Source organism: Corynebacterium sp. HMSC074C03 (genome assembly GCF_001838285.1).
Classification (GTDB): domain Bacteria; phylum Actinomycetota; class Actinomycetes; order Mycobacteriales; family Mycobacteriaceae; genus Corynebacterium; species Corynebacterium amycolatum.
The window spans coordinates 1-23,945 of record NZ_KV836208.1 but is presented as its reverse complement, the minus strand read 5'-3'; the positions used below and the strand labels follow the sequence as shown (position 1 = coordinate 23,945).

General features: G+C 59.5%; 20 protein-coding genes, 1 pseudogene and 1 riboswitch. Of the genes and pseudogenes, 5 read left to right on the top strand and 16 right to left on the bottom strand.

What is annotated here, in order from left to right; all coding sequences use genetic code 11:
- Positions 1–327: 327 nt before the first annotated feature.
- The 6 genes from HMPREF2847_RS04775 to HMPREF2847_RS04750 form a co-directional block, all read right to left on the bottom strand.
- Positions 328–1,512, bottom strand: coding sequence for an acyl-CoA dehydrogenase family protein (locus HMPREF2847_RS04775; protein ID WP_070851686.1), 1,185 nt, complete (start codon positions 1,510–1,512; stop codon positions 328–330).
- 107 nt (positions 1,513–1,619) lie between these two features.
- Positions 1,620–2,465 carry a YdcF family protein gene (locus HMPREF2847_RS04770; protein ID WP_070851685.1) on the bottom strand — a complete coding sequence of 282 codons (846 nt, stop codon included), beginning with the start codon at positions 2,463–2,465 and terminating at the stop codon, positions 1,620–1,622.
- On the bottom strand, positions 2,465–2,980 hold the full coding sequence (locus tag HMPREF2847_RS04765; RefSeq protein ID WP_070851684.1) for a nucleoside/nucleotide kinase family protein: 516 nt from the start codon (positions 2,978–2,980) through the stop codon (positions 2,465–2,467). The genes HMPREF2847_RS04770 and HMPREF2847_RS04765 overlap by 1 nt, the downstream gene beginning before the upstream one ends.
- A gap of 19 nt (positions 2,981–2,999) precedes the next feature.
- Positions 3,000–3,794, bottom strand: a complete 795-nt coding sequence (locus HMPREF2847_RS04760; protein ID WP_070851710.1) for an energy-coupling factor transporter transmembrane component T family protein — start codon at positions 3,792–3,794, stop codon at positions 3,000–3,002.
- A 20-nt stretch (positions 3,795–3,814) separates the two neighbouring features.
- Complete coding sequence (locus HMPREF2847_RS04755; RefSeq protein ID WP_070851683.1) at positions 3,815–5,431, bottom strand: ABC transporter ATP-binding protein; 1,617 nt, start codon at positions 5,429–5,431, stop codon at positions 3,815–3,817.
- Positions 5,432–5,440: 9 nt separating this feature from the next.
- Positions 5,441–6,049, bottom strand: coding sequence for an ECF transporter S component (locus tag HMPREF2847_RS04750; protein ID WP_070851682.1), 609 nt, complete (start codon positions 6,047–6,049; stop codon positions 5,441–5,443).
- A 157-nt stretch (positions 6,050–6,206) separates the two neighbouring features.
- Between HMPREF2847_RS04750 and HMPREF2847_RS04745 the strand changes: the two genes are divergently transcribed.
- Both HMPREF2847_RS04745 and HMPREF2847_RS04740 read left to right on the top strand, forming a co-directional pair.
- Entirely contained in the window at positions 6,207–8,258 is a 2,052-nt protein-coding gene (locus tag HMPREF2847_RS04745) for a DUF2339 domain-containing protein (protein ID WP_070851681.1), read from the top strand.
- Between the two features lie 88 nt (positions 8,259–8,346).
- Positions 8,347–8,544, top strand: a complete 198-nt coding sequence (locus HMPREF2847_RS04740) for a hypothetical protein (RefSeq protein WP_038628285.1) — start codon at positions 8,347–8,349, stop codon at positions 8,542–8,544.
- A gap of 168 nt (positions 8,545–8,712) precedes the next feature.
- On the opposite strand, the gene HMPREF2847_RS04735 is transcribed toward HMPREF2847_RS04740, so the two are convergent.
- The 3 genes from HMPREF2847_RS04735 to HMPREF2847_RS04725 all read right to left on the bottom strand — a co-directional run bounded on the left by HMPREF2847_RS04735 (position 8,713) and on the right by HMPREF2847_RS04725 (position 12,991).
- Positions 8,713–10,056: an alpha-amylase family protein gene (locus HMPREF2847_RS04735; RefSeq protein ID WP_070851680.1), complete on the bottom strand. Its 1,344-nt coding sequence runs from the start codon at positions 10,054–10,056 to the stop codon at positions 8,713–8,715.
- 4 nt (positions 10,057–10,060) lie between these two features.
- Entirely contained in the window at positions 10,061–11,473 is a 1,413-nt protein-coding gene (locus HMPREF2847_RS04730; protein WP_070851679.1) for a M20 metallopeptidase family protein, read from the bottom strand.
- A 135-nt stretch (positions 11,474–11,608) separates the two neighbouring features.
- On the bottom strand, positions 11,609–12,991 hold the full coding sequence (locus HMPREF2847_RS04725; RefSeq protein WP_070851678.1) for a M18 family aminopeptidase: 1,383 nt from the start codon (positions 12,989–12,991) through the stop codon (positions 11,609–11,611).
- A 282-nt stretch (positions 12,992–13,273) separates the two neighbouring features.
- Between HMPREF2847_RS04725 and HMPREF2847_RS04720 the strand changes: the two genes are divergently transcribed.
- Positions 13,274–13,471: a hypothetical protein gene (locus HMPREF2847_RS04720; protein ID WP_049180842.1), complete on the top strand. Its 198-nt coding sequence runs from the start codon at positions 13,274–13,276 to the stop codon at positions 13,469–13,471.
- Positions 13,472–13,473: 2 nt separating this feature from the next.
- Here HMPREF2847_RS04720 and HMPREF2847_RS04715 read toward each other — a convergent pair whose 3' ends face one another.
- From HMPREF2847_RS04715 to thiC, 3 genes are all read right to left on the bottom strand, one after another.
- Positions 13,474–14,949, bottom strand: a complete 1,476-nt coding sequence (locus HMPREF2847_RS04715; RefSeq protein ID WP_246821944.1) for a glycosyltransferase family 87 protein — start codon at positions 14,947–14,949, stop codon at positions 13,474–13,476.
- Between the two features lie 181 nt (positions 14,950–15,130).
- A complete protein-coding gene (locus tag HMPREF2847_RS04710; RefSeq protein WP_246819314.1) occupies positions 15,131–16,324 on the bottom strand; it encodes an HtaA domain-containing protein in 1,194 nt (397 codons plus the stop codon).
- A gap of 180 nt (positions 16,325–16,504) precedes the next feature.
- Positions 16,505–18,211, bottom strand: a complete 1,707-nt coding sequence (thiC, locus tag HMPREF2847_RS04705) for a phosphomethylpyrimidine synthase ThiC (RefSeq protein ID WP_070851677.1) — start codon at positions 18,209–18,211, stop codon at positions 16,505–16,507.
- Positions 18,210–18,331: riboswitch (TPP riboswitch) on the bottom strand. (Overlaps the previous gene by 2 nt.)
- Positions 18,332–18,715: 384 nt before the next feature.
- Between thiC and HMPREF2847_RS04700 the strand changes: the two genes are divergently transcribed.
- On the top strand, positions 18,716–19,246 hold the full coding sequence (locus HMPREF2847_RS04700) for a hypothetical protein (RefSeq protein ID WP_246821942.1): 531 nt from the start codon (positions 18,716–18,718) through the stop codon (positions 19,244–19,246).
- Positions 19,243–21,090 (top strand): hypothetical protein, encoded by a 1,848-nt coding sequence (locus HMPREF2847_RS04695; protein WP_070851675.1) that lies wholly within the window; start codon positions 19,243–19,245, stop codon positions 21,088–21,090. The genes HMPREF2847_RS04700 and HMPREF2847_RS04695 overlap by 4 nt, the downstream gene beginning before the upstream one ends.
- Here the strand turns inward: HMPREF2847_RS04695 and HMPREF2847_RS04690 are convergent.
- From HMPREF2847_RS04690 to HMPREF2847_RS11740, 4 genes and pseudogenes are all read right to left on the bottom strand, one after another.
- The gene (locus tag HMPREF2847_RS04690) at positions 21,072–21,551 is read right to left on the bottom strand and encodes an SDR family oxidoreductase (RefSeq protein ID WP_070546444.1); all 480 of its coding nucleotides are present in this window, start codon (positions 21,549–21,551) and stop codon (positions 21,072–21,074) included. The genes HMPREF2847_RS04695 and HMPREF2847_RS04690 overlap by 19 nt on opposite strands.
- 121 nt (positions 21,552–21,672) lie before the next feature.
- Positions 21,673–22,911 (bottom strand): methyltransferase domain-containing protein, encoded by a 1,239-nt coding sequence (locus HMPREF2847_RS11935; RefSeq protein WP_083280599.1) that lies wholly within the window; start codon positions 22,909–22,911, stop codon positions 21,673–21,675.
- Positions 22,912–23,160: 249 nt separating this feature from the next.
- Entirely contained in the window at positions 23,161–23,643 is a 483-nt protein-coding gene (locus HMPREF2847_RS04680; RefSeq protein WP_070851674.1) for a pirin family protein, read from the bottom strand.
- A 125-nt stretch (positions 23,644–23,768) separates the two neighbouring features.
- Positions 23,769–23,945: pseudogene (locus HMPREF2847_RS11740) on the bottom strand (IS110 family transposase); the annotation flags it as partial.

Here is a 23,945-nt window from a genome sequence, read left to right as displayed (position 1 = left end):
GACAAATCTTATGCCCTGCCACACGCCGACCGGACATGCTTCTTGCTACTTAACCCAAAAACTTACGGGCTGCAAATGTGAAACTGTGCGAGTTTATGACCCTACCAGCCGTTTTTCGGGCCATTTTTGTCATAAACGCAGTCAGTAACTCGCATTGGCACGCGGTCGCCAAACATTAACGCAGTCAGTAACTCGCATTGGCACGCGGTCGCCAAACATAAACGCAGTCAGTAACTCGCATTGGGGTTAATAGACAAATTCTGGGTGATGTGGCGGCATGAAAAAGCCCCCGCCGTTTCAGCGAGGGCTTAGCGTTTGCGCTGGTGATTAGCGCTTCTGAGCGTCTGCGAGAATCTGGCGACCTGCGACCATGCGGCAAATCTGGTTGGTGCCCTCGTAGATCTGGGTGATCTTGGCGTCACGCATCATTCGCTCAACCGGGAAGTCACGGGTGAAGCCGTAACCGCCGAGCAGCTGCACGGCATCAGTGGTGACCTGCATAGCAACGTCGGAGGCGAAAGTCTTGGCGTTTGCGGCCATCATGCCCAGGCGAGCGCCGCCCTCAGCAGTGCCACGCTCAGCGTTAGCGGCTGCGGTGTAGACCATGAGGCGAGCAGCGTCAATCTTCATACGCATGTCAGCCAGCATGAACTGGGTGTTCTGGAAAGCAGCAATCGGCTTGCCGAACTGCTGGCGCTCCTGCACGTAACCGACGGCGTAGTCGTAAGCACCCTGCGCAATACCCAGTGCCTGTGCACCAATAGTCGGGCGGGTGTGGTCCAGGGTCTCCAGGGCGGTCTTGAAACCGGTGCCCTCTTCGCCGATGATGCGGTCAGCCGGGATACGGCAGTTTTCGAAGTACAGCTCCGCGGTCGGGGAGCCCTTGATACCCAGCTTGTGCTCCAGGCCACCGACGCGGAAGCCCTCGTCGTCCTTGTGAACCATGAATGCGGAGATGCCGTTGGCACCCTTCTCCGGGTCGGTGACAGCCATGACGGTGTACCAAGTGGAGCGGCCACCGTTAGTGATGAAGCACTTGGAACCATTGAGGACCCACTCATCGCCCTCACGGACAGCGCGGGTCTTCATGGAACCGGCATCGGAACCAGCCTCGCGCTCAGTCAGCGCGTAGGAAGCCATTTCACCGTTGGCGATGTCCGGCAGGACCTTGCTCTTCAGCTCGTCGGAGCCCTTGAGGATCAGGCCCATGGTGCCCAGCTTGTTCACAGCCGGGATAAGAGAAGCCGAACCACAGACGCGAGCAACTTCCTCAATAACGATGCAGGCCGCAACCGAGTCCGCACCCTGACCACCGAACTGCTCCGGCACGTGGACGGCGTTGAAGCCAGCCTCGTTGAGAGCCTTCAGGGCCTCCTCCGGGAAACGCTCGTTCTCATCGACGTCCGCTGCGTACGGAGCAATCTGCTTCTCCGCCAGATCACGAATAACGGCGCGGAGCTCCTGGTGCTCCTCTGGCAGCTGGAACAGGTCGAATCCTGGGGTCAAAGCCATGTGGGTGTTCCTCCCGATTTAATGATTCCGATGTCGTGGTCGATATCGCGCTCTACGCATTTCTACGCAGCACTATCACCGCACGACGTAATTATCTTCGTTTGATACTAGTGGCTAACACTTTGTTGCACCCGCGAAATTCGTAAAATTCTCGTGTTGCCGCGCGGCGCCCACAGAATAAACTGCGCTAGGAATTCCCGCAGCAGCGATGTCGCCCAGTACCTTAACGGCGTATAGGCTCCGACGACACACCAGGATTCCAGGCCCCGTTCGCGCACGAGCTTCGCTACCCGTGGCGCATGAAAATCACTGGTCACAACAACCGTTCCAGCGCTCAACGCACCGTCTACGCCACGCATCAACTCGCACGCATAGTCAATGTTTTCCGACGTATTCGTCGATTGGTCCTCGGCAATCAACTCGATGTTGCCACGCTTTACGACGTCCCCAGCGTTCGCCTCCAACCACTCCACCATGGCGTCCGCTTCGGAGCTGGTGGCATCTGTCACTGCTTCACTGCCGCGTCCACCGGAGCAGATGATTCGCTCGGTGCGCTCATCACACGCTGCTACTGCTCGCTGCAATCTTTTGGCCAGCAGGGCCGAGGGCCGATTGTTCTTCAATGCGCATCCCAGCACAATCACGGTGTGCGGCGGCACAGTTGGCTTTTTGACAGCACATCGAAGGCGAACGGCCTCGAAAACTATCGCTGCGGCTCCTGGTACTGCGAGGCCGGCGAGCAGGGGCGTCGTCAAGCGATGCGATGCGCGGGCGTAATAGGCGCGGTAGCTGGCCAGCGTCCACACGGCACCGACTGCGGGAAGAACCCACCGCGGAGGTCTGCGATTGGGCAGGCGTGGTGGGCGTAGCTCCGAACTAGCGGCGACACGTAGTCCGCCGACGAGGAGCATGGAACCGAAGCCTGCACCGAGGCACGCGAGCGTTTTTCTCATCAGAGCTTCCACGTTAACTGTTCTGGGACGTTGATAGTCCAGTCGACGAGCTGTTGCGGATTGTGCTTGGCCATGTGCTGAGATTCCTGCTCGGCCCACATGTCCCAGTGTTCCTCGAAGTGGTCGTCGCGAGCCATGGCGCGGGCAAAGCGAGTCTGCGTGTCCAGCTCTACCCAGACTCCCCACGCGTTGCCGTCGCCGATGGCACGGGCAGCGGCAAGATTAGCTTCAGTGACAGCGCCGCAGCCTTCGACGATGAGAGAGCTGTCCGGTGGCGTGGGTACCCACTCGGCGAATTCACTGGCGTACCAGTCCCAACGGCGATAACCACGCTCATCGGCCGGTAGCGCGGGGTTCAAAATGGTCTCCGCGACTGCGGCCGATGCTTTGTGCAGGCCGGGCCAGCCCGGATAGACATCCTCCAAGTGGACAACTGGCCAGCCGAGGATACTGTGCAACTTTGCCGAAAAGGTGGTTTTGCCACTGCCGGAACGGCCGTCGATAAGCAGAATCATCGTGATTGAAACGCCTTTACTACGCCACGCCCAGGAAGCGGAACTCCCCGGCCCACACGGAAATACCGATTGCTGCGACGGCGATGGCGAGGCAGGCGGCCATGGTGACATAGTCACGCGCGGCCAATGTCGAGGTGTGCCACCACGTACGCTTAATCGGTGCGCCAAAGCCGCGGGCTTCCATGGCGGTGGCCAGCTTGGTGCCGCGGCGCAGCGCAAACACCAGCAGAGCGAACACCTGGGAAATAGTGCGGCGGATTGCACCGTGGTCCCCCAAACCGCGTGCGCGACGGGCTCGAGTCAGCGCCTGCCAATCACTGATGAACAGACCGACGAGCCGCAGACTCGCCACCGTTGCCAGCACAAACCGGCTGGGCAGCTTGAGAACCTGCGCCAGCCCATTGCCCAGATCGGTGGGATCGATATTAGCTGTCAGCACGATAACTGGAGTACCGATAGCCAGCACACGCAACATGATCGCGATGGCCAGGGAAATGGAATTATCCGTCACATGCGCAAGCAGAAAGGAGAAATACTCTTTGCCCTCCGGGTTGCCGTAAAGCGCCATCGAGATGCCCGAGATGGGCGCGGCGATAAGAAGTGGCAGGCTGCGTCCTAGAAAACGACGAAAACCCAAACCCGACAGTGGCACCAAGAAAAGCGTGCAGACAAGCGCGACCACTGCAGAGACCCAGTCGATGGAAATCAGCAGCGGCGTGGTGAGCAAGAATAGGCCCAGAACTCTCGCCACCGGGTTGACCGTCGCGAGGAAAGGCTGCTTGCTCTGCTCGGCGCTCTGCGTGCCTTCAGCCATACCGGCGGAACCAACTTCAGTCACGATTTCCCTCCTGCTTCGCCCTGGCCGCGCGAACCGCTATTGCTGCTCGGACCGGCCTGTTCCCCCGAACCACGCTGTCCCGGCGCCGCACGGCCTGACCGCTCCGGATGAAACGCATCCATGTCGACGACGTAGTCCCCCATCGCTTGGACCACCAACGGATCGTGGGTAATCGAAATAACAGTTCGGCCGTCGTCTGCAAGTTGGCGAAGCAAAGTGAGCAGCTCGGTGAATGTCCGGCGGTCTTGGCCGAAGGTCGGTTCGTCGAGAAGCACAATATCCGGCGCTGTCGCCAGCATGGTCGCCACCGACAGACGTCGCTTCTCACCGCCGGAAAGCGAGAATGGATTCGCCTTGGTCAGGGCGGTTAGCCGCAGCCGCTCAAGTAATTCCTCGATGCGCTGATCAGCATTGACACCGACAAGCTTGGGGCCAAGCTGCAACTCTTCCAGCACTGTGCCGGTGACGAATTGATGCTCGGGGTCCTGGAATACCGTGCCAATCCGAGTAGCCAACCTCTTCGATGGCCATTTCCACGGCGCGCTACCGCTGCCTGCCACTTGGACCGTGCCCGCCATCGGCTCAAGCAGACCGCCGAGCGTCAGCGCTAACGTGGACTTGCCGCTGCCATTGTGACCAACAATGCAGGTGGAAGCTTGAGATGGGATTGAAATTGATACACCGCGAGCAATCGGTTCAACAGTTTCGCCACCGCTGAACCAGGACTTCTTCGCGCCATAGCCGATGGCCAACTCGCGGGTTTCAATCGCGATGTCACCGCTAGGGTTCCCATCCTGGTCGCAGGCAACGGAACGCGCGTCCGGCAGCGCGGGCGGTGCATCCGGAATCCACACCCCAGCATCCGTCAGAGCCTGCCCGTGGTCTTCCAAGACTCGATGAGGCGCACCATCGGCAATCACACCTTCGCGGCCCAGCACGATGATGCGGTCGACCACATCGACCCACGCATCCACCCGATGCTCGACCACGATCAGCGCCGCACCGGTTCTCTCCGCCGCGGTAATCGCCGCATCGCGCAGTACCGGCACACCGGCCGGATCGATGTTGGCCGTCGGCTCGTCCAAGCAAATGACCCGTGCGCCCATCGCCAGCACACCCGCCAATGCGAGGCGCTGTTTCTGTCCCCCGGAAAGCCGGTGCGTGGGATGGTCCAGCGGCAAATCCAGTCCCACCACATCCAGGCTGGCGCGTACTCGGTTGCCGATCTCAGCCGGGGCAACGCCAAGGTTTTCCGCACCAAAGGCAACATCGTCGCCAACGCGGGCACTAATCGTCTGCGAGTCAGGGTCTTGCAGCACTAAGCCCACCGCGCCCCTTGCGGACGCGGGAGTACAACCTTCAATCAGGAGCTCTCCGGTGGCTTCGCCATCGGAGTCGTCGCCAAGCACGCCAGCAATAGCGGCAAGCAGCGTCGACTTCCCCACCCCCGACGCGCCGAGCAACAGCACCTTTTCACCACGCTCGACGTCCAGCGTGATGTCGTTCAGTACCGCAGCTTTGCGCCCCGCGTGCCGATATCCGAACCCCCGCGCGCTCACCGCAGGGACATTTCCGCTTGACGACGGCCCCCGCGTCAACTCCTCATCTGCCATCGATTTTTCCTAGACGTCGCCGTGCCGCTCTCGCCCGATGGCAAACCGATCCAGCGCTCCAGTTGCCGCCAGTGCCTTAGCCAGGAAGTAAGCCAGCAGACCGGCGAGGACGGCACCAGACAGCGCCGTGGAGATCAGGTAGATGACGTTGAATTCGAAAGTCTTGGCCAGGTTGCCGGTGAAAAGTTCAAAGGTCCACGCGCCGACACCTGCCATGAGACCGGAGATAACCACGGTGGCCAGGTTGTAGCTCTTGTACGCCAGAACAAGGAACACCAGCTCCGCGCCGAGCCCCTGCGCCAAACCTGAGTACAGGGTGGAGATACCCCACTGGTTACCGATTAGTGCTGAAACCGTCGCTGCGATTACCTCGACGAAGATAGCGGCACCCGGCTTGCGAATGATGTACGCGCCAAGCGGCCCACCGAGGAACCACATACCAGCGACCAAACCGCCAAGGCCAGGAGTAAGCGCGTTGACTGCTTCATAGCCCGCACCGCCGATGATGTTCCAGATAACAAAGATCAGGCCAACGGCCACGCCGATGACAGCTGCAATGATGATGTCAATATTGCGCCACGAGAAGTTAGCGCGCGCTGCACTCGCCGATTGCGTCATCTCACTTGCTCCCATTTTTCTTTAACTCGAGCGATATTGCTCAAAAGATTTTGATGTATTTATTAGCGGCGTATGGGGCCTGTGCCGACACGCCCTAAGCACTAACTTTTGCCTACCCTACCGCGCCCAGCAGATGGCCTAGATAACATAAGGAACCATGACTAAAGCCGAGCGGTCATCCACTGGAGATACCCCAACTGCCCAAGCCCCTCATCCGCCGACAGTCGGCAATGAGGGGACAGCCGCGGATTCCGCAGTGAAAACTGCCGAGTTTCCTGGTGCTGACAACACCGCTGAGCAGGAAAGTTCTCGCCCATACTACATGCCCTCATTGACATGGGGCGAGAGACTTGACCTGTCTGCGAAGCAGTGGTGGCCACTCATCGGAGTTGTTATTGCGATACAGCTTGTCGCTCGCATTCTGGTTCTGACTAGCCATGGTTTTTACTGGGATGACTTCATCATCGTTGGCCACCTTTACGACACCCCGCTGCTGAGCAAGGACTACCTGCTTCAGGACCACGACGGGCACCTTGCACCACTGGCCTTCCTGGTGCAAGGCCTCTATCACCTCATTGCGCCGTGGAACTGGTGGCTGCCGGCTATCACCATGGCCGTGATGTCGGTAGCGCTGACATACGCCACCACTAAGCTCTTTGAGCTTCTCACTGGCCGCACGCTGGTGTCGCTCTTCCTCATCACGGTCGTCGCCTGGACTCCGCTGATGCTTCCGGGAGACACCTGGTGGTCGGCTGCGACCAATTCCCAGCCGTTCCACCTGGCATTCGTGGTTTTCATGATTGTCGCTATTCGCACCACTATGCGTCGTTCTTTCGGCCCCCGCCCATGGGAAGCCGCTGGCCTGTTTGTACTGCTGGCAGTGGCGCTGGGATTCTTTGAGAAGTCCCTGGCTATCGCGCCGATTTCGATGCTGGTTGTCATCACTTTGGCTTACATGGAGCGCAGCAATATCCTGCAGGTTCTCCGTCGCGGCCTCGTCATCTGGATCCCATCGATGCTGCTGACCGGCGCCTGGGCACTGTGGTACTACTTCGGCCCCGCCGAAACTACCGGCTTCATTTCTGACAAGCTACAGCCCGAACTGTTCTTCAACGGCCTCGGCCAGATTTTTGCCGGCATCATCGGCGGGCCAACAAGCTGGGAACGTTGGGCTCCGGGACAGCCGTTTGCCTCCGCTTCGTCTCAGCTGATTACTCTCGGCGGCATTATTCTGTTGATTCTGTCTGCCACCCTCATTGGCCGCGACTACCGTGGCTGGGCTCCGTGGACGCTATCGGTGGCGTACATGTTCACCACCTTGTTCGCCATCACCCTGTTCCGCTCGGGAGAGAACACCTCTGGCGTGCTGGCGCACACTTTGCACTACTACTCTGATGTCGCGCTCGTGATCGCTATCTGTGTCGCGATCTCCCTGGCGGGACTCCCGCCAAAGGACGAGGCGCCGGCTCTGCTACCGGCTCGTACGCACATTCTGATTTGGTCGCTGGGTGTCGCACTGGCTGTCACCTCCTCGATTTCCGTGGTTACTTACCGCAATGCCTGGTCTGATGACATCGCAATGGAGTGGATCGGCAACACCAAGGCGTCGCTGTCCGCGCTGCGCGAGGAGGCCGACGCCGCTGGCCCCGACAAGGCGATCGACTACAACCTCATTGACCAGCCCGTCCCCTTCGAGATTCTCGTGCCCGTCGCCGCTCCGATGAACATGTACTCGCGGGTCTTTGATGCGGTCTCCGATCGCCCTCCGTTTGAGCGCGTCACCGGTCACCCGCGCATGTTCAATACCGACGGTTCGCTTATCGACGCCAAGGTCTCCGAGATCACCCGGGTCACCGATGGCCCTGTCGAGCAGTGTGGCCATCGCATCACAGTTGGTGAGAACGGCACTGCGTCGGAGGACATCAAGCTTGAGAACATCATCAAGCTCGGTGACTGGGTGCTTGAGTTCCCGGCCACCGCCTCTGAGGACATGGATGTGCGCCTGTCGCTTCCCAATCCTTTCGAGACTGAAGAGCAAACCCGCGCTGGTTCCGCGGTCGTGAAGATGAACAACGATCTGCGGCCGCGCTATGCGTACCTCAACGGTGGCGGAAATACTCTCCGTGTCGATGTGGAAAAGGCGACTCCGGGGGCAACGCTATGCATCGGCGCGGGGGCGATTGGCCCCTTGGTTCCCGCAAGCCGTTAAGAATCCTCTAAGATATTGCTTTAAGATAATGTGAGAAAAGTTCATTAGCCCTTGTAGCTATTGTTTTTCCGACAGAGGAGCCACATCCATGCGTAACCGCATCGCCGGCGCTATCGCCGCATCCGCCATTGCCGCAGCAGCCCTGGTCGCTTGCTCTCCCCCGAACGAGGTTGACTCGGACGTAAAGGTCGGCGACCAGGCCAACCCGTCGGAGACCTTCGAGCAGAAGGCCACCACCCCGGCACCCTCCGACGAGATGACTCCTGCTGAGACCGCAGAGATGTAACTGCAGATTCAATAATTGAAACTGCGAAAACCGGGGTAGGTAGCAAACAGAAACGCAGTCACTACCCCTTGTGTCCACTCATCGATGGGGCACGAAAGAATTACCGCCCGGCCATGGTGTCCGGGCGGTTTTGGTTCTCTGGGGGCAGCCTAGAGCCACGATGAGAGCCTAGGAAAACTCAAATTCCACGTGGTCACCATCACGGATTACCGCGCTGGTTGCGCCATTTTCCAGGTTCAGCTCGACAATGAGCGAGGGCATCTCGCCGGAAGCTCCAGCCTCACCCGAGGCCCCGGCAGCATCGTCCACGAGCGCCGCGTCGGTTGCGGTCACGCGGTAGCGAAGAAAACCATTGCGCAATTCATCAGTCTCCACGCGAGCGGAGTGCAACCATGGGAACCGGCGTCGCACCGCAACGAGCTGCTGGTAAGCGCGGTAGAGGTCCTCACCAAGCGCAGAGAGTTCCTCCGGGCTATCCGGGAACACTGGTCGAATCTGGTCGTCACCGCCGATGCGTTCCTCTTTGAGACCGGTGTAACCCTGTTCGTCACCGTAGTAGACCAGTGGCACACCGGCCACGGTAAACAGCACCGTTGCCGCCAGCACGGCCTTGTCGGCCCCTACTTGTGTCGCAATGCGCGAAACATCGTGGTTTCCCACAAACGTCACCGGCACAAAAGACTCCGCGAAGGTGTTATGGCGCTTCAGAGTCCAGTCCAACTCGAAGAAGTTTTCCTCCTTCAGCGCCGACCAGGTCGCTTTCCACAGCTCGTATTCCGTCACCGAGTCCATGCCGGACACCGACACAATCTCCGCATAGTCGCCGTGGATGACCTCACCGTAGATAAAAGCATGCGGGTGCTCAGCACGCACTCGCGGCAAAACCTTGTGCCAGAACTGTGGGTTCACTGCGTAGGCCGCATCCAGTCGCCAGCCATCAATCCCCCGCGCCAGCCAGTAATTCATGACGTTCACGACAAAATCAACAGTCGCGTCACTGGTGTGATCGAATTCGACCAAACTCTCATGGCCCTCAAACACCGGCGCAGTCATGTCGCCATCTGAGTGCGTAAACGCAAAGAGCTGCGCTTCTTCAGAGTCAGGGTTTTCCTTCGCGGCCTTCAGCGCGGGTGCCTCTGACCCGATGTGGTTGAAGACGCCGTCGAAAAGCACTTTGATGCCGCGCTCATGGGCAGCTTCGATGACGGCCTTCATGTCCTCTTCGGTGCCCAGTCGCGAGTCAATGCGGTAGTAGTCCTCGGTATCGTAGCCGTGGCTAGTCGACTCGAATACTGGCGCCAGCTGCAGGACGTTGAGCCCGAGCCCCTGGACGTACGGAAGCCAGTCAATCAGTTTGCGAATTCGATTGACCGGCGCGGCGCCTCGATCCTTCTCACGGATGGGCGCTCCCACAAACCCCAGTGGATAGACGTGCCATCCAATCGCCCACTTCGTCCACTCAGGTGCGGTGGCAGCGAGCGTCTTATCAGGGGCGTTGGGGGTCGTGGACATTGTCCTATGCATCCTCTCTAGGTGCCTGAGGCTGATTGGAATTATCTGATGTCGCCGCCTCAGGACTCGGTGAGGTCTCCCCCGCCGATTCGCTTGACGACGCCCGCGCCTGACCCGCATGCGACTGCGGCGTGCCAAGGCCTGCCTTCCGCGGCCGTGGAGGCACGGAACCTGCTGCGGGCATGGTCGGAGATGTGGCAGGGCGCTCCGGCGGATGATTCTTCGACGGGTTCAGTGCGTCGAGCGCGATTTGGATTTCCGTGCGCATGCCATTGACCATGGCTCTCTCCACAATTTTAAACTTGGAGTTGTGGAGAAAGAAGGGATTACCCGCTTCCGGGCCACCGGTGCCGAGGAACATGTAACAGCCCGGCGCTTCACGGGAAAAATACGAGAAATCATCCGAAGGAGCCCACGGATCGGCAGCGAACACCTTGGACTTGCCAACCGCCTTCGTCGCCGCATGCCACGCACGATTGACCGCAATGTCGGCGTTGACCACCATCGGGTACGGAATCTGCCAGTCGAAAGTCGCCTGTGCACCGTGAGCCTGGCAGACGCCGTTGACGACGGCCTCGATACGCTGGCAGACAATCTCCCAGTCGGCCTCATCCACCGAGCGGATGGACACTTCCAGGTTGGCCGTATCCGGAATCACGTTGCCGGCCTCACCTGAATGCAGTGAGCCGACATTGACAATGTTCATGTGCTTCGGATCCACATCGCGGGAGACAATCGTGTTCAGCATGAGAGTCGCCTCGCTGGCGATGAGCACCGGGTCAATCGACAGCTGCGGGTTCGAGGAGTGTCCGCCACGGCCACGAATGGCGATGGAGACGATGCCCGACATAGTTGTCACTCGCCCAGCGCAAATCCCAACATGCCCCACCGGATGCGGCGCGACGTGGAAGGCATAGACCTCATCCAAGTCATCGGCGGCACCCTTGTCGACCAGCTCACGAGCCCCGCCCGGCAGCATTTCTTCGGCGTGCTGGAAGATGCACAGCACCTTGCCGTGCAGCTGATCGCGCATTCCGGAAAGCACCTTCGCAGTGCCCAGCAGCATCGCCGTGTGAACATCATGACCACAGGCGTGCATCACACCCGGCGTGCGCGAGGCGTACGGCAGTCCCGTTTCCTCCTGAATCGGCAGCGCGTCAATATCCGCGCGGTAGCCGATCACACGGCCCGTGCTGGGGTCGCCTGCTGTGCCCTCGATGACGCCAATTACGGACGTCGGGGTCAACCGGTACGTCGGGATGTCCCACTGATTGAGCAGATCCTCAATCATGTCCGAGGTCCGGTACTCCCGGAAGCTCAGCTCCGGATTCTGGTGCAGTTGGCGACGCCATGCCACCGCCTCTTCGATGGGTACTTCAAGGCGGTGCGACGGCAGGGTGTCGTTAGCATCACTCATGGTTCATAGCATGACAGAAAATGGACTCCACGACGAGCAGCTACGGAAATTCCCTCACCCATTTTCGCTTCACGACGGCCACAGCGCCCCGACATCTCCCCTGCTAGAGGTGACTTAAGCGCTGCCAGCGAGCTGCTAGTTTCCGGCACCCCAAAAATCCACGGTGAGTTCGGCCAACCACCATGGATCAATCGTGCCGCACATCTCACGCGCCGAGTGCATGGAGACCATCGCAGCTCCGATATCAATGGTGTCAATGCCCAGTCGCGTTGCGGTGATTGGGCCGATAGTGGAGCCGCATGGCTTATGGTTCGCAGAGACAAAATACTGCACCGGCACTTCCTGACCAATGCGCTTGGAGGTTTCCGCTGCAATTCGGACAACCTCGGCCTGACCAGCCGCCGTGGTGGCATAGCGCTGGTTGGCATTGATCTTCACTACTGGGCCAGCATTAAGTTCCGGTTGGTGCCCCGGCTCGTGTTCACCTGCATAGTTCGGGTGCACACCGTGTGCGCCGTCGGCAGAGAGACAGATGGAACCGCGGTAAAGCTGCTGGGTGCGTTCCAGGTCAGCGCCTGTGGCCGCTGCGATGCGGGACAGAACGTCGGCAAGCAGTGGCCCTGCAGCGCCCGTGGTGGAGGCGGACCCGACTTCCTCGTGGTCAAAAGCGACCATGACGGGGATAGTGGTTGACGTGCTCCAGTCTTGGCGGAGCAAGGCCTCGAAGGCGACCAGGGATGAGTGAACACTGAGCAGATTGTCCAGCCGGCCTGAAGCCAGGAACTCATCGTGAGCACCGAAGGTGCGCGGCTGCTGAGTGTCGAAGGAAATGAGGTCCCAGGCGACGATATCGTCGATAGACAGTCCCGCAGCATCGGCGATGACCTGGTGCACATCGGTGCCGAAGGTATCCAGTCCGATGATTGGTGCAGTGTGATTCTGCTTGTGGAGCTTCAACCCCTCTTCGTTAACCGCACGATTGAGGTGGATAGCCAACTGCGGAATACGCGCAACCGGGCCAGTGCGAGCAAGGTGCTCATTGCCGCTTTTATCAATTACCCGACCGGCGAACTCAATTTCGCGGTCGGTCCAGCTTCCCAACAACGCGCCGCCGTAGACTTCAACGGCGACCTGCGCATAGCCTGCGGCGGAGGTGCGCGCGTTGGGCTTCACACGAAAACCGGGCGAATCCGTGTGGGAACCCACAATACGGAAACCGGTGAAATCGGCAGCCGGCGTCTCCGGGACGATCCAAGCAACGGCAGCGCCATCGCGACGCAGGACGTAGGCACCGGGTTTACTTGGCCACTGTTCGTGCTCATCGATGACCGTGGCACCGGCTGCACTCAGACGGTCAACGACCTGTTGTGCCGCATGAAATGAGCTTGGCGACGCAGCCACAAAATCTATTAAATCCTCAACGTGACTGAGCGCTGCCGCCGGAACGCTGCGCGATGCCGCTTCCGAGGTATCCGCTGAATCCGGGGACTCAGGGGTGGGTGCCGAAGAAATAGCCATAGCCAAACTCCTACTTCAAATTTGATTCCGCATTTCATTGTATTGGAGGGCACAACTGTATTGGAGCCCACAACTGACCGTGACCGAGTATTAAGCCGGTCCACAGTGTGATGCAGCTTTCATGTTGGGAACGGTATCCGCTTAGTCACTTTTGCCCGTTTTAACTCGATATCGGGCATATTCAGACATATAGTGGCAACCGCATCAAAGAAAACCATTTGAATACAGAAACTCTCAAACCGGAGTCCCGACCGGATTCCGACCACAGAAAGGGTTTATACCGTGAGCCTTGAAAACCTGTTCCCCCGTTCTTTCACTACCAAGCGCGCCTTCTTCTCTCAGCCGCTGCGCGAGGCTCTTGCCCGCGACACCAGCAGTGACGCTAACGCAGTCCACTTCGGCCACCAGGTTAAGAGCACCCGGAACGAGATCTACAGCGACATGTCTCCCCGTGACATCGTCTCTATGCTGAGCCGCTAAATCTAGCGCTTCCTCAAGTCGAATAAGACCATTGGCTCTGGCTGAGGAAATTTCAACGTCTCCGCAGCAGCTAATTCACTGCCAAATCCAGGTCCAACCTCGCCTGTATCACCATCGCCATACCGATGTACCGCAAACGCGTGGCAGCTACCAATAACTAGCATCAATGCCTGCGTCAAGAGCATCGCGGTAATCCCCGAATACATAAATCCGCCGGTATATGGCGTAGCAGCAATCGGGTTTGTAACAGGAAACGTCAGCAGGACCACTAGCAACGCAATACCGATATACGGCCACTGTCTGGTCAATCGGGTCCGCGCCATGGCGGCCAAACCGAACACAGACGTGACCAGCATCAACATGTAGTGGGTCCAAAGAATCGATGAGAATGTGGCTGCAATAAGCCACGCGCCCGTGATCAGAAATTCAAACCGGTAGACCGGGTTCAACCACGCAACTGCCGTGACCATCAACACCACGCCAAGCGCAATACACAGTGGAATCGTTTTCACATGACTCGGATAATCACGAACCACTGTTACTAATAAATCAGGTTTTCCCAGGTCTGTGGCTAAAGTCGACGCCAACGACTGATTCGCACCGCCGACCAAGACCGATGAACCAATGTCGCCGATTCGATCAATCCAATCCGAAATTACCGACATATCAACGCGGATAAACATCCAGACCGCCAGTACCGCCGTGGTGGCCAGCGACCAGAGGGCTGCGCGCCGTCGATAAGCGAAAAAGAGCATCACAGCGATGAGCGCATACGGAGTCAATTTAATGGATGCGACGATGCCGAGCACAATCCCCGCGAGCCAATGACGAGTGCGCGAGGCAGCAAGACCATAGGCGACGCCCGCGACAATCAGCGGTGTCGTCTGACCGATCCAGAACGAATTAAGAGTGGTCGGCAGAGCGAATACGCATGCGGTAACCAGCGCTGCGATGCCCCAGGGCATGGTGGACCGAAACCACAGGTGGTAGGAAGCTGCGACGAGGACCACGACGGCCATTCCAGAGAGAAAGAGCAACCAAGCAGCCGAGGTTTCAAAGCTCATGACGTGGGATATCGCTCCCAGAGCCTTTGCGAACAAAGGGTTTTGCACAAAGGGATGCGTAAATGGCGCAGACACTTCCTGCGCCAGGCGTGGCCAGACCTCTCCACTCATGGCAGTGAAATCGATTGGATCGGCGTCATAGAGATGGGACTCAAGTCCCCTGTCCATAAGTAGCCCGCCTACCCAGAGCGAAGCCCAATCGTCCGGCTGAGTACGACCATTCCAGGCCAACAGCGAGGCAAGACCACCGAGCAGCGAGACCAGAATAAGAGGCCAGCTCATCACAGGCGATTGCGCCAGCGCGGGGGTCTGACTGGGTTTGCGAGCCCGCATTTTTCGCGAGACCTGTGACCGAGACTTCGCAGCAGCACGTTGCGACTCCGCAGCCTGTGACGATGCGCCATCCTGTGACACAGGTCCTTCTGCCTGACTATGCCGTCCCACGTTCCTCCTCATCGCTGGTAAGCGCCTCTATCTAATGTAGTGATTCCAATACGGCAGTGGTTACACCCCGCAAGAACCCGCAAGGTATGACGGCTTACTTTGAACGAAGTGCCAGGTGGACAACAATTGGCGGCCATGATGACCGGAGGGACTACCGGAACTGCGAGATAGTGCCGATGGTCGTGATCAGCTGATCGCCATCACTGTTGACAACAGCGGCTATGGGCATACGCTCCATCTCATCCGGACCGACATCGTAGCCCTGCGAGACCTCTGCCGTAATAATCTTTCCGGTCGGGCCGTCCTCAATGCGCGGATTACGAACGACCACATGAACCAGACTGAACTTCGCGGTGAAGTGAACTTCTCCGCGGTAGCTCTCCCCTTCGGCATCGCTGTTGTCATTGTCGCGGGTGAATGAGACAACACCGTCCTCAGGCTCTAGAGCACCGTTCTTAGCAGTGACTCCGCCACCCAGTGCGCCGAATACCTTCTCCAGCGCAGATACAGAAATTACTAAATCCTCGCTGGAGGGAGCCGGGGCATTCTTGCCCGGAGCATCCGAATAATTCAACGGAATATAGATTTCCTCGGCCTCATTAATAGAGCCGGCTGCCGGGTAGACGTAAATACCCCAGTTTTCACCAGCTGGGGTCTCTGGCGGGTCAACAACAATGCGGGCTTCAAAACTGCCGTCATCTGTCATCGGGGTAGCCTGACGAGCGATAGAACGCCGCATATCGACGCCCTGGTTCGGTATGGCCTCGAGAGTTCCGGCCGGCGTGACCCAGGCAATGTTGTCGTGTGGATGTTTCCGCGCCGAAGACGGAGCACCTTCACTTGGCTTCCACGAGTCTGGGAACGCACTGTAGAGAACGTAAACACCATTGGGCACACCCGGAGGAATTGGAAGCGGGTAACCACCACGGTTGGCCGACGGATTGAAACCACTGCCGCGAACAATAAGAACATCGCCGCGATGAACCGTGGCACCTTCAGCTGGTGTGCCGTCCTCAAAAGTGACAGTAACTTCCGGGGATTCGACATACTGTGAATCCTGCGGCTGGAAGTTCTCCGCTGGATTAATCACATTGGGAAAATTGTCCGGCACGATTGGCTTCGCAGTTTCAGCCATTGCCGGGGACACAAACGCCGAAAGAACCATGGCGCCGGACAGCGAAACCGCAGTCGCAGCTCTGCGCGCACCCCGCCCCACCGGTCGACGCACGTCTTCTCCAACCGTGGATGATTCAGAGCTGAATGAACGGCGAGTGTTGCGAGTGTTGCGAGCACCTGCGAGATGGCGGTGGGAATTATCGAAAGTCAGGAATCTCAGGCTGTGCATATAAGCAATGTACACCCCACTAGTTAGGTTTACCTAACGCCTTTATGAAGGTGCGCCTTACCCTCCCCCGTTTGAGGCTCAACACTGAGGCCGGCAGAAATGGTGAGACCAAAAGAAAACCGCGGCCAAGCCCAATAGAGCTCGACCGCGGCTTACTTCAGCATCTTCTAAGACAACCAGCTACTCCGCGGTAATCGGCAGGTAGACGCGGCTGCCCTGATCAGCGAACTCCTGGGACTTCTCAGCCATGCCGGCCTCGATCGCTTCAACGGAGTCCAGGCCGTGTTCTTTCGCGTAGTCCTGTACGTCCTTGGAAATACGCATGGAGCAGAACTTCGGACCACACATGGAACAGAAATGCGCGGTCTTTGCCGGCTCTGCGGGCAGGGTCTCATCGTGGTAATCCAGCGCAGTGTCCGGATCCAGAGCCAGTGCAAACTGGTCATGCCAACGGAACTCGAAGCGGGCCTTCGACAGCGCGTCGTCACGCTCCTGAGCGCGCGGCAGCCCCTTTGCCAGGTCAGCGGCGTGCGCGGAAATCTTGTAAGTAATCACGCCGACCTTGACGTCGTCGCGGTTCGGCAGACCCAGGTGCTCCTTCGGCGTGACGTAGCAGAGCATGGCGGTACCAGCCTGCGCAATGATTGCCGCGCCGATAGCCGACGTGATGTGGTCATAGCCCGGCGCGATGTCGGTTGCCAGCGGGCCGAGGGTGTAGAACGGAGCTTCCTCACACCACTCCTCTTCCCACTTCACGTTGTCAGCGATCTTGTGCATCGGAACGTGGCCTGGGCCTTCAATCATGACCTGGCAGCCGCGGGACTTGGCAATCCTGGTCAGCTCGCCGAGGGTCCGCAGCTCAGCCAGCTGGGCCTCATCGTTAGCGTCGGCAATGGAGCCCGGGCGTAGGCCGTCACCGAGGGAGAACGTGACATCGTACTGTGCCAGAATGTCGCACAGCTCAGCGAAGCGCGTGTAGAGGAAGCTCTCCTGGTGATGCGCGAGGCACCATGCGGCCATAATCGAACCACCGCGGGAGACAATGCCGGTAACGCGGTTGGCGGCCAGTGGCACGTAGCGCAGCAGCACACCCGCGTGAACGGTCATGTAGTCCACGCCCTGTTCACACTGCTCAATAATGGTTTCGCGGTAGATTTCCCAGGTCAGCTTGGCCGGGTCACCCTTAACCTTCTCCAGCGCCTGGTAAATCGGCACCGTACCAACCGGCACCGGGGAGTTACGCAGAATCCACTCGCGGGTTTCGTGAATGTCCTTACCGGTGGACAGATCCATGATGGTGTCCGCGCCCCAACGGGTCGCCCACACCATCTTCTCCACCTCTTCGGAAATGGACGAAGTCACAGCCGAGTTACCAATGTTGGCGTTGATTTTGGTGGCAAAGCGCTTGCCAATAATCATCGGCTCAGTCTCCGGGTGCTTATGGTTAGCCGGAATCACGGCGCGCCCCGCAGCGACCTCTTCGCGAACAACTTCCGGATCCACATTTTCACGAGCGGCAATGAAAGCCATCTCCGGGGTGACAATTCCCGCACGAGCCCATGCCAGCTGCGTCTTGACCTTCGGGGCCTCCTCAGAGCCTGCAACCGCCGGCACCGCCGGAGCCTTCGGCCAAGAGTCACGAGTCTTAGCCAAACCCTCCTTCAGGTTCAGCTCCGGGTTTTCCTCGGTGTAAATACCCGAGGTGTCGTACGCATCGAAGTGAGTACCGTCCGTCAGATTGATTCGACGAACTGGAATGCGCAGGTTCGCCTCACCGAAATCGTTGCTGAACGCAACCTCGTCGTAATGCTTGTTGCTGCGGTAAATCGGGCCAGTTGTAACCTCGCCCTCTTTCGGCGGAGCGGATACAGATACACGTGCGGCCATGAAGCAACACATCCCTTTCCTACGCTGGTATTACCCAGATTCAGGTTCGTCCGGTCGACGCTCGATCCCTAGCGTCCTCTCAGTGCCGGAATTTCGGTTGGCACTCCCGTGGTTTTGTAATGCGCCTCATAGTCTAACCAATCGTTCGGATTACTTCGGTTATTACACCCGCGCTGTCCACCAACGCTTAACGACGCCCCGGAGAACGCACCCCAAAGGAGCAGGTGGTGGCTACGCAGAGGCGTCGTTTTGCACGGCGACCGCGTTGTCCACACCCCCTAAAAGTTATCCACAGCCGGTCTATTTTTTCGGCTTCTCAGCAAGCGCAATTGCGACCGCGGTGTTATATCTTTCTCACACAAATTCTTTGGGGAGGGAAAATTGAAAAAGGCGACTACTGCCGCCCTACTGTCAGCACTTCTATGGGGAATAACGGGGACTAGTTGCGCATCGACCGAGGCATCCGGCAAGGACGTTCAGCCTGCCGGCGACAATGCGACAACCATGACTACTGACTCGGGCGTGACGTTACCTGCGGGTGTGCTTCCACCCAACAATCCGCCGGAGCCCGGTGATGCTCCACTTGGTCCCGATGGGCACTATAACTACGACGCACCCGAATTCGTCCTGACCAATCCGTGTGACGACCCTGAGATTATGGGGCGCCTCGACAGACTGGGGTTCCGGGAGCAGACGTACATGGAGGGCCGAATCGAAGGTAATAAACAGATTGGCTGCGTTATCGAATCCGACGCTTCCGGTCTGCTGAGCATCTGGCATGCTGCGGTCGCTCACTCACAACTCGAGCGCTACAGTGCCGAGCCTTTGGCTCATCACGAAGGAATTTTCAATTGGGTGACATTCACTCAAATCAATCCGCTCGGAAGCTCTGCCTGTATTGCTTCTGTCGAAACAGAACAAGGGGCTCTCGGATTCGTTATCGACACAACCGGACAAGATAGCCCTGACCCACAGCACCGGCTGTGCGCTCCCGTAAATGAGCTGTTAATTGATTACTTGGGGGAAGAATCATGATGCATGCCGTAATTCCAACAATCGACTCTGCAATTCAGAAGTTCCATTCCACGAATTTGCTGGCAAATAATGCCATCCATATCCAGCCCAACTTGGCCGGATACTCACAGGTTCCGTCACTCCAGCTGGTGGCGACAGAACACAGTCTCGCAATTTCCGGCAGCTCAGGAAGCTCTGCCGCCGTCGGCTTGTCTCTGGGCAAACAGCTCACCTGGGCGCAAACGAATCTCGCTGATTTCCGTCGCGTGATCACTGAGCACGAATCCACCATGAACCGGATTCTTCGAAGCATTAACCCGTTCAATGGTGACGGCGCTTCCCTTGCTGAAGTAGCGCGAACAAGTGGTGTATTTCAGCGTCGGCCGATGTTTGAAGCTGGAAGTCTCACTTTCGCGCCAGTCACTCTTTCTGCGGAACTTGGTCTCGATGCGAAGTCCCTACTATCCATGTTTTCCTCAACAAACGACGGTGCCGTAGCCGAGGCAATCGCCTACTGGAATAACTTCGCTGAAACTATGACCACGTTGGCCAGTAATCTAACCTCCATCTCATCCGGCTTGGTGTCGAGCAATAGCGGTGCTGTCTTCTCTGCTGCTGACTCAACAATGAAAGGTCTGGCTGCACGCGCAACCAGCATCGCCACCGCATCTGAGGTCATGGCCGGGCACCTTGCCGTCTTGCCGTCCGTTAAGGCAATGGCCGTCAATGCACTATCGGCGATTGAGGCCGAGTCCAAGGCACTCCCAAACCCTGGCGCGCAAAAGGCTTTTGAACAGGCCGAGGTAGCAGCCTTTCTCTCTGGTCCGTATACCGCACAGCTACAGACCGCTATTCCCCGAATTCCTAACCTGGTTTCTGCCGATGCGGGAAGTGGTGTGACTGCCGAGGTGTCCGTTGGAGCCACAGTCGCCGGGCGTTCTGGAACTAGCCAGTTCAGCCTTTCGCCTGCGGGGATGACTGGAAGCATGCAGGCCGCCAGCGCACCAGTTGGTGCCACCTCAACTGTTCCGGATTCTCCAACGCCGCAATCCACAACCGCGAGCCCTTCCGCTCCTTCGCAGGTTCAACCGAGCACTTCGACTTTGTCGAGCCCCACAAATCCGTCTGCTACCCCTGTGCAACCAGCATCATCTAGCAGCCCAACGAGCTCCACAATCTCGCCAACATCCCCGACCAGCACATCAGCCATAACTCAACCGAACACGGCGAACCCAGCCATGGTCGCCCCTTCGGGAGCGAGCGCCCCACTTCAACGCACATCACCGCAAGGAGTCTCGCCTTACGGAGTTCACGGCAACCGACCGGCTGGCTCCCTCGGCGCAGGACGCACTGCGGGGCTCACACCAACGAGCAATATCCCGGCACTGCCGTCTTCTGGAAACGCAAGCCCCCGTCCACCGGTCTCGGGACTTCCGACTTCGAGTCCCGGTCGTATGCCAGCGCCAACAGCGGGGCGCGGGATGGGAACCGGCTTGGGTGCCGGGGTTGCTGGTTCTGCCTTGCCAAACGCCTCGAATAGCCCTGCACAGCGCGGAAGTGGATTGATGAATTCCCTAATCAGCGCGCGCAACAGTACTGCTACCGGAGCTACGGGTGCTGCTGGCGGAACCGCGGGCGCCGCTGCTGGAAACCGTGGCGCAGGGTCTTTCGCGGCCACCACTGCGGGCAGCCGTGGCGGACTGCTCCAAAAGGGCTCCGCACCGTCGGCACGCAAACTGACAAACGTGGCCACCATCAGGGATAACGATGCCGGCGCTTTCGAGCAGAACGAATACCAGAAGGAGCTTTTCGGGGATGCGCCAATTACTATCCCGGCGGTGATTGGTCACAACGTCCGATCGTAAAGCTCCGACCGTAAGCCTCCGAGCATAAAGTCAGCGCGCAAAAGCTGATCTTTACCCGCTCGGGCGCCACGGGGGATCAGGCTGGCGATCGACGACGTCATCACGATCTTCGCGCCCGGCTCCAACAGTGGCACGAACGCACGGCAGCCGCAGACCGCCCCGAGCAGGTTGATGTCGAGCGCGCGGTGCCACGTGTCCATGGTGACGTTCTCGATCGCCCCGCCGACCGCGATGCCCGCGTTGAGCACGAGCACGTCCACCGCGCCTATCGCCGCGGCCGCCGCCTCCCGGTCCGCGTCGGAGGTGACGTCCAGCTCGCGGTAGGTGCACGCATCGCCGAGCTTGACGACGTCCTCGTTCGCCGAGTCATGCAGATCGGTCGCGATGACCGAATCGCCGCGTGCGACGAAGCGCTTGGCCAGTTCGAGGCCGAAGCCGGAAGCGGCGCCGGTGATGAGCACGCGCCGCAGGCCGCGTGGTTCGGGGGAACGGCCGAAGGGGCCCTCGCCGGATGCGGCGGCGAGGCCGGTCCGGGCCGGCGAAATCGCTCCGCCCGTGCGGCGGTCAACCCCGTGTACGGATCTACGTGAGCATCGACAGCAGGAACACGGAGTCCTCGTCTGCGTCGACCCGGTGTGGGACCATGGTGGGCAGGTGTGCGACGGTCCCCGGCGTGAGGACCTCGGTGCGGTCGCCTACGGTGAAGCGCACCTGGCCCTCGATGCATTGCACCATAATCGGGTGTGCAGCGCGGTGATCGGGCAAGGCCTGGCCGGAGCGGAAACGCATGGCGATGATGTTTACCCCGTCGGCCGTCTGCAGACGTTTCACCGCCGGGCCGTCGCCGTCCTTGGCGGGCGGAGCGGCGGCGACGACGTCATGAAGGCTCAGAGCCTCCGGATCGGCGGTCAATTCAGCTTGCTGGTCGTCGTCGAGGAACTCAATCTCGGGCCCGCGTCGGACGGCGGGCGATGCTTCGCGCCCGCTTTCGGAAGCGTTGGAAACGGCACCCGTCGCATCGGCGGCGTCGGCGGAATCGGCGGTGTCGCGCAGACGGGCCACGATGCCTATCGAGGCGAGGGCGTCGTCGTTCTCGACGAAAACGCTGCGCATGCCGAGAACGCGCTTACGCGCCGCGGGGTGCTTGATCATGTTGCCTGCGATGCGGGCAACTCCGGAGATCCCTTCGTCTTCGATCATCTGGGAGGGCTTGAGCAGGCCCATCTCCGCAATGCGGACGTGCTCGACCTCGAATCCGTGTTCTTCGAGGAGGTTTCGCCACTCCGCGACGGTGAGTGGTCGGGCGTTGACCCGGATGGCCTTGGACATCGCGATGCGAATCTCATCTTTCGTCGCCGCATCCAGGTCGTCGGGGGTCAACGCCAGTTCGTGGATCGCGTAGCGGCCGCCGGGAACGAGAATCCGACGAACCTCGTCGAGAATCGCCGCCTTGCCCTTGTCGCCTTGCATGGTGAGCATCGCCTCGCCCACGACGGCGTCCGCCGAGTCATCGCCGAGCCCCGTCGCTTGGGCCTTGCCTTCGGTGACCCGGCCCCTGTGGCCAACGACCTTGCCGGTCGTCTTGGCGGCGTCGGGGTCCTCGTCGATGCCGACGTAATCCCCCGGTGCGCGATTCAAGATTTCCGTCGCCGTAATCCCCAGTCCCGGTGCGAGTTCGACGACGCGGGCGTCGGTGAGGCGAGCCCGGTCGAGAATCCACTCCGTCATCTTCCGGCCACCGGGTCGAAGGACCTTTTTGCCCAGTCGGGCCAGTAGCCAGTGGCCCTGGAGTTGTTCGAAATCTCTGTCGCGTGCATTCATGGTGCGTCTCACTCGTCGTGTGGCCGGGCCGACGGTGTCGGCGGCTGCGCCGGCCCGTTAACCCGCATGTAAAATACTGCTTTAGCAATTAACTTAGCCTTACCTGGCATATTTGTCGAGGGGTTGGCCCGAAACGCCGAACCGGGCCGTTGCAACGTAGATGTCCGACGACCCGGTCGATCCGAAAAAGGCGAGGTACCTGTCCTTCGGCGTCTGGTCTATACCGTCATCCGGTGTCGTTTGGTGGGCTCAGTCGATGCTGCGGTCCATGGTCCAAGCCAGCACCTCGGCATCGTTGATGGCGGTCATGGGCAGCGAGTCGACCTCGTCCGAATCCGCTGAATTCGATCCGTCGGCCGTGATGCGGGCAACGTCGCCGTCGTAAAGCGTCTCGTCGCCGAAGGATGCCGAGCCGCAGGCGACGAAGAAGTGGGTGAACCGCGACAACGGCACGTCGATGGTGCGGCCTGCGGGAACCCGGTCGATGCGCAACGTCGCGCCGGTGGTGCCGATGGTCAGCGGCGCGAGGCCCGGTGTGCCCGACGCGACCGGGACCAGCGTGCCGTCGGTGAGAGCATCGTTGAGGTCGACCTCGTCGTGGGAGGGAGCGGCACCGAGATCGTCGGGCGGCAACCAGGCCTGGACGACCCGCAACTTCTTGCCGTCGAGGTAACCGGAGGCATTGAGCTCGGAGTGGCGGATCCCGCGCCCGGCGCTGATTCGCTGCGCCATGCCGGGGTTCCTATGTGGATTGTCGATAGTCAGGCGGGACTTTCACGTACATCGTATGGGGGTGTTGTAGCCATGACTGATCGCCGGGCCGCATCATGCGGGCCGGCGGTGATCAGCGCAGCGGCCTACGCAGCCGTGGCGATGGTTCTAGCAGGGATTTCTCGGAAGAACTCACGCCGAGTCAACAGGGCATAGATGACGTTGCAGCGGCTCCGGGCAAGGCACATCACCGCAGCATTGTGCTTCTGTCCTTCAGCCCGTTTGCGCGGGTAGTAGTCGCGCGATGCGGGATGGCAGTTCGA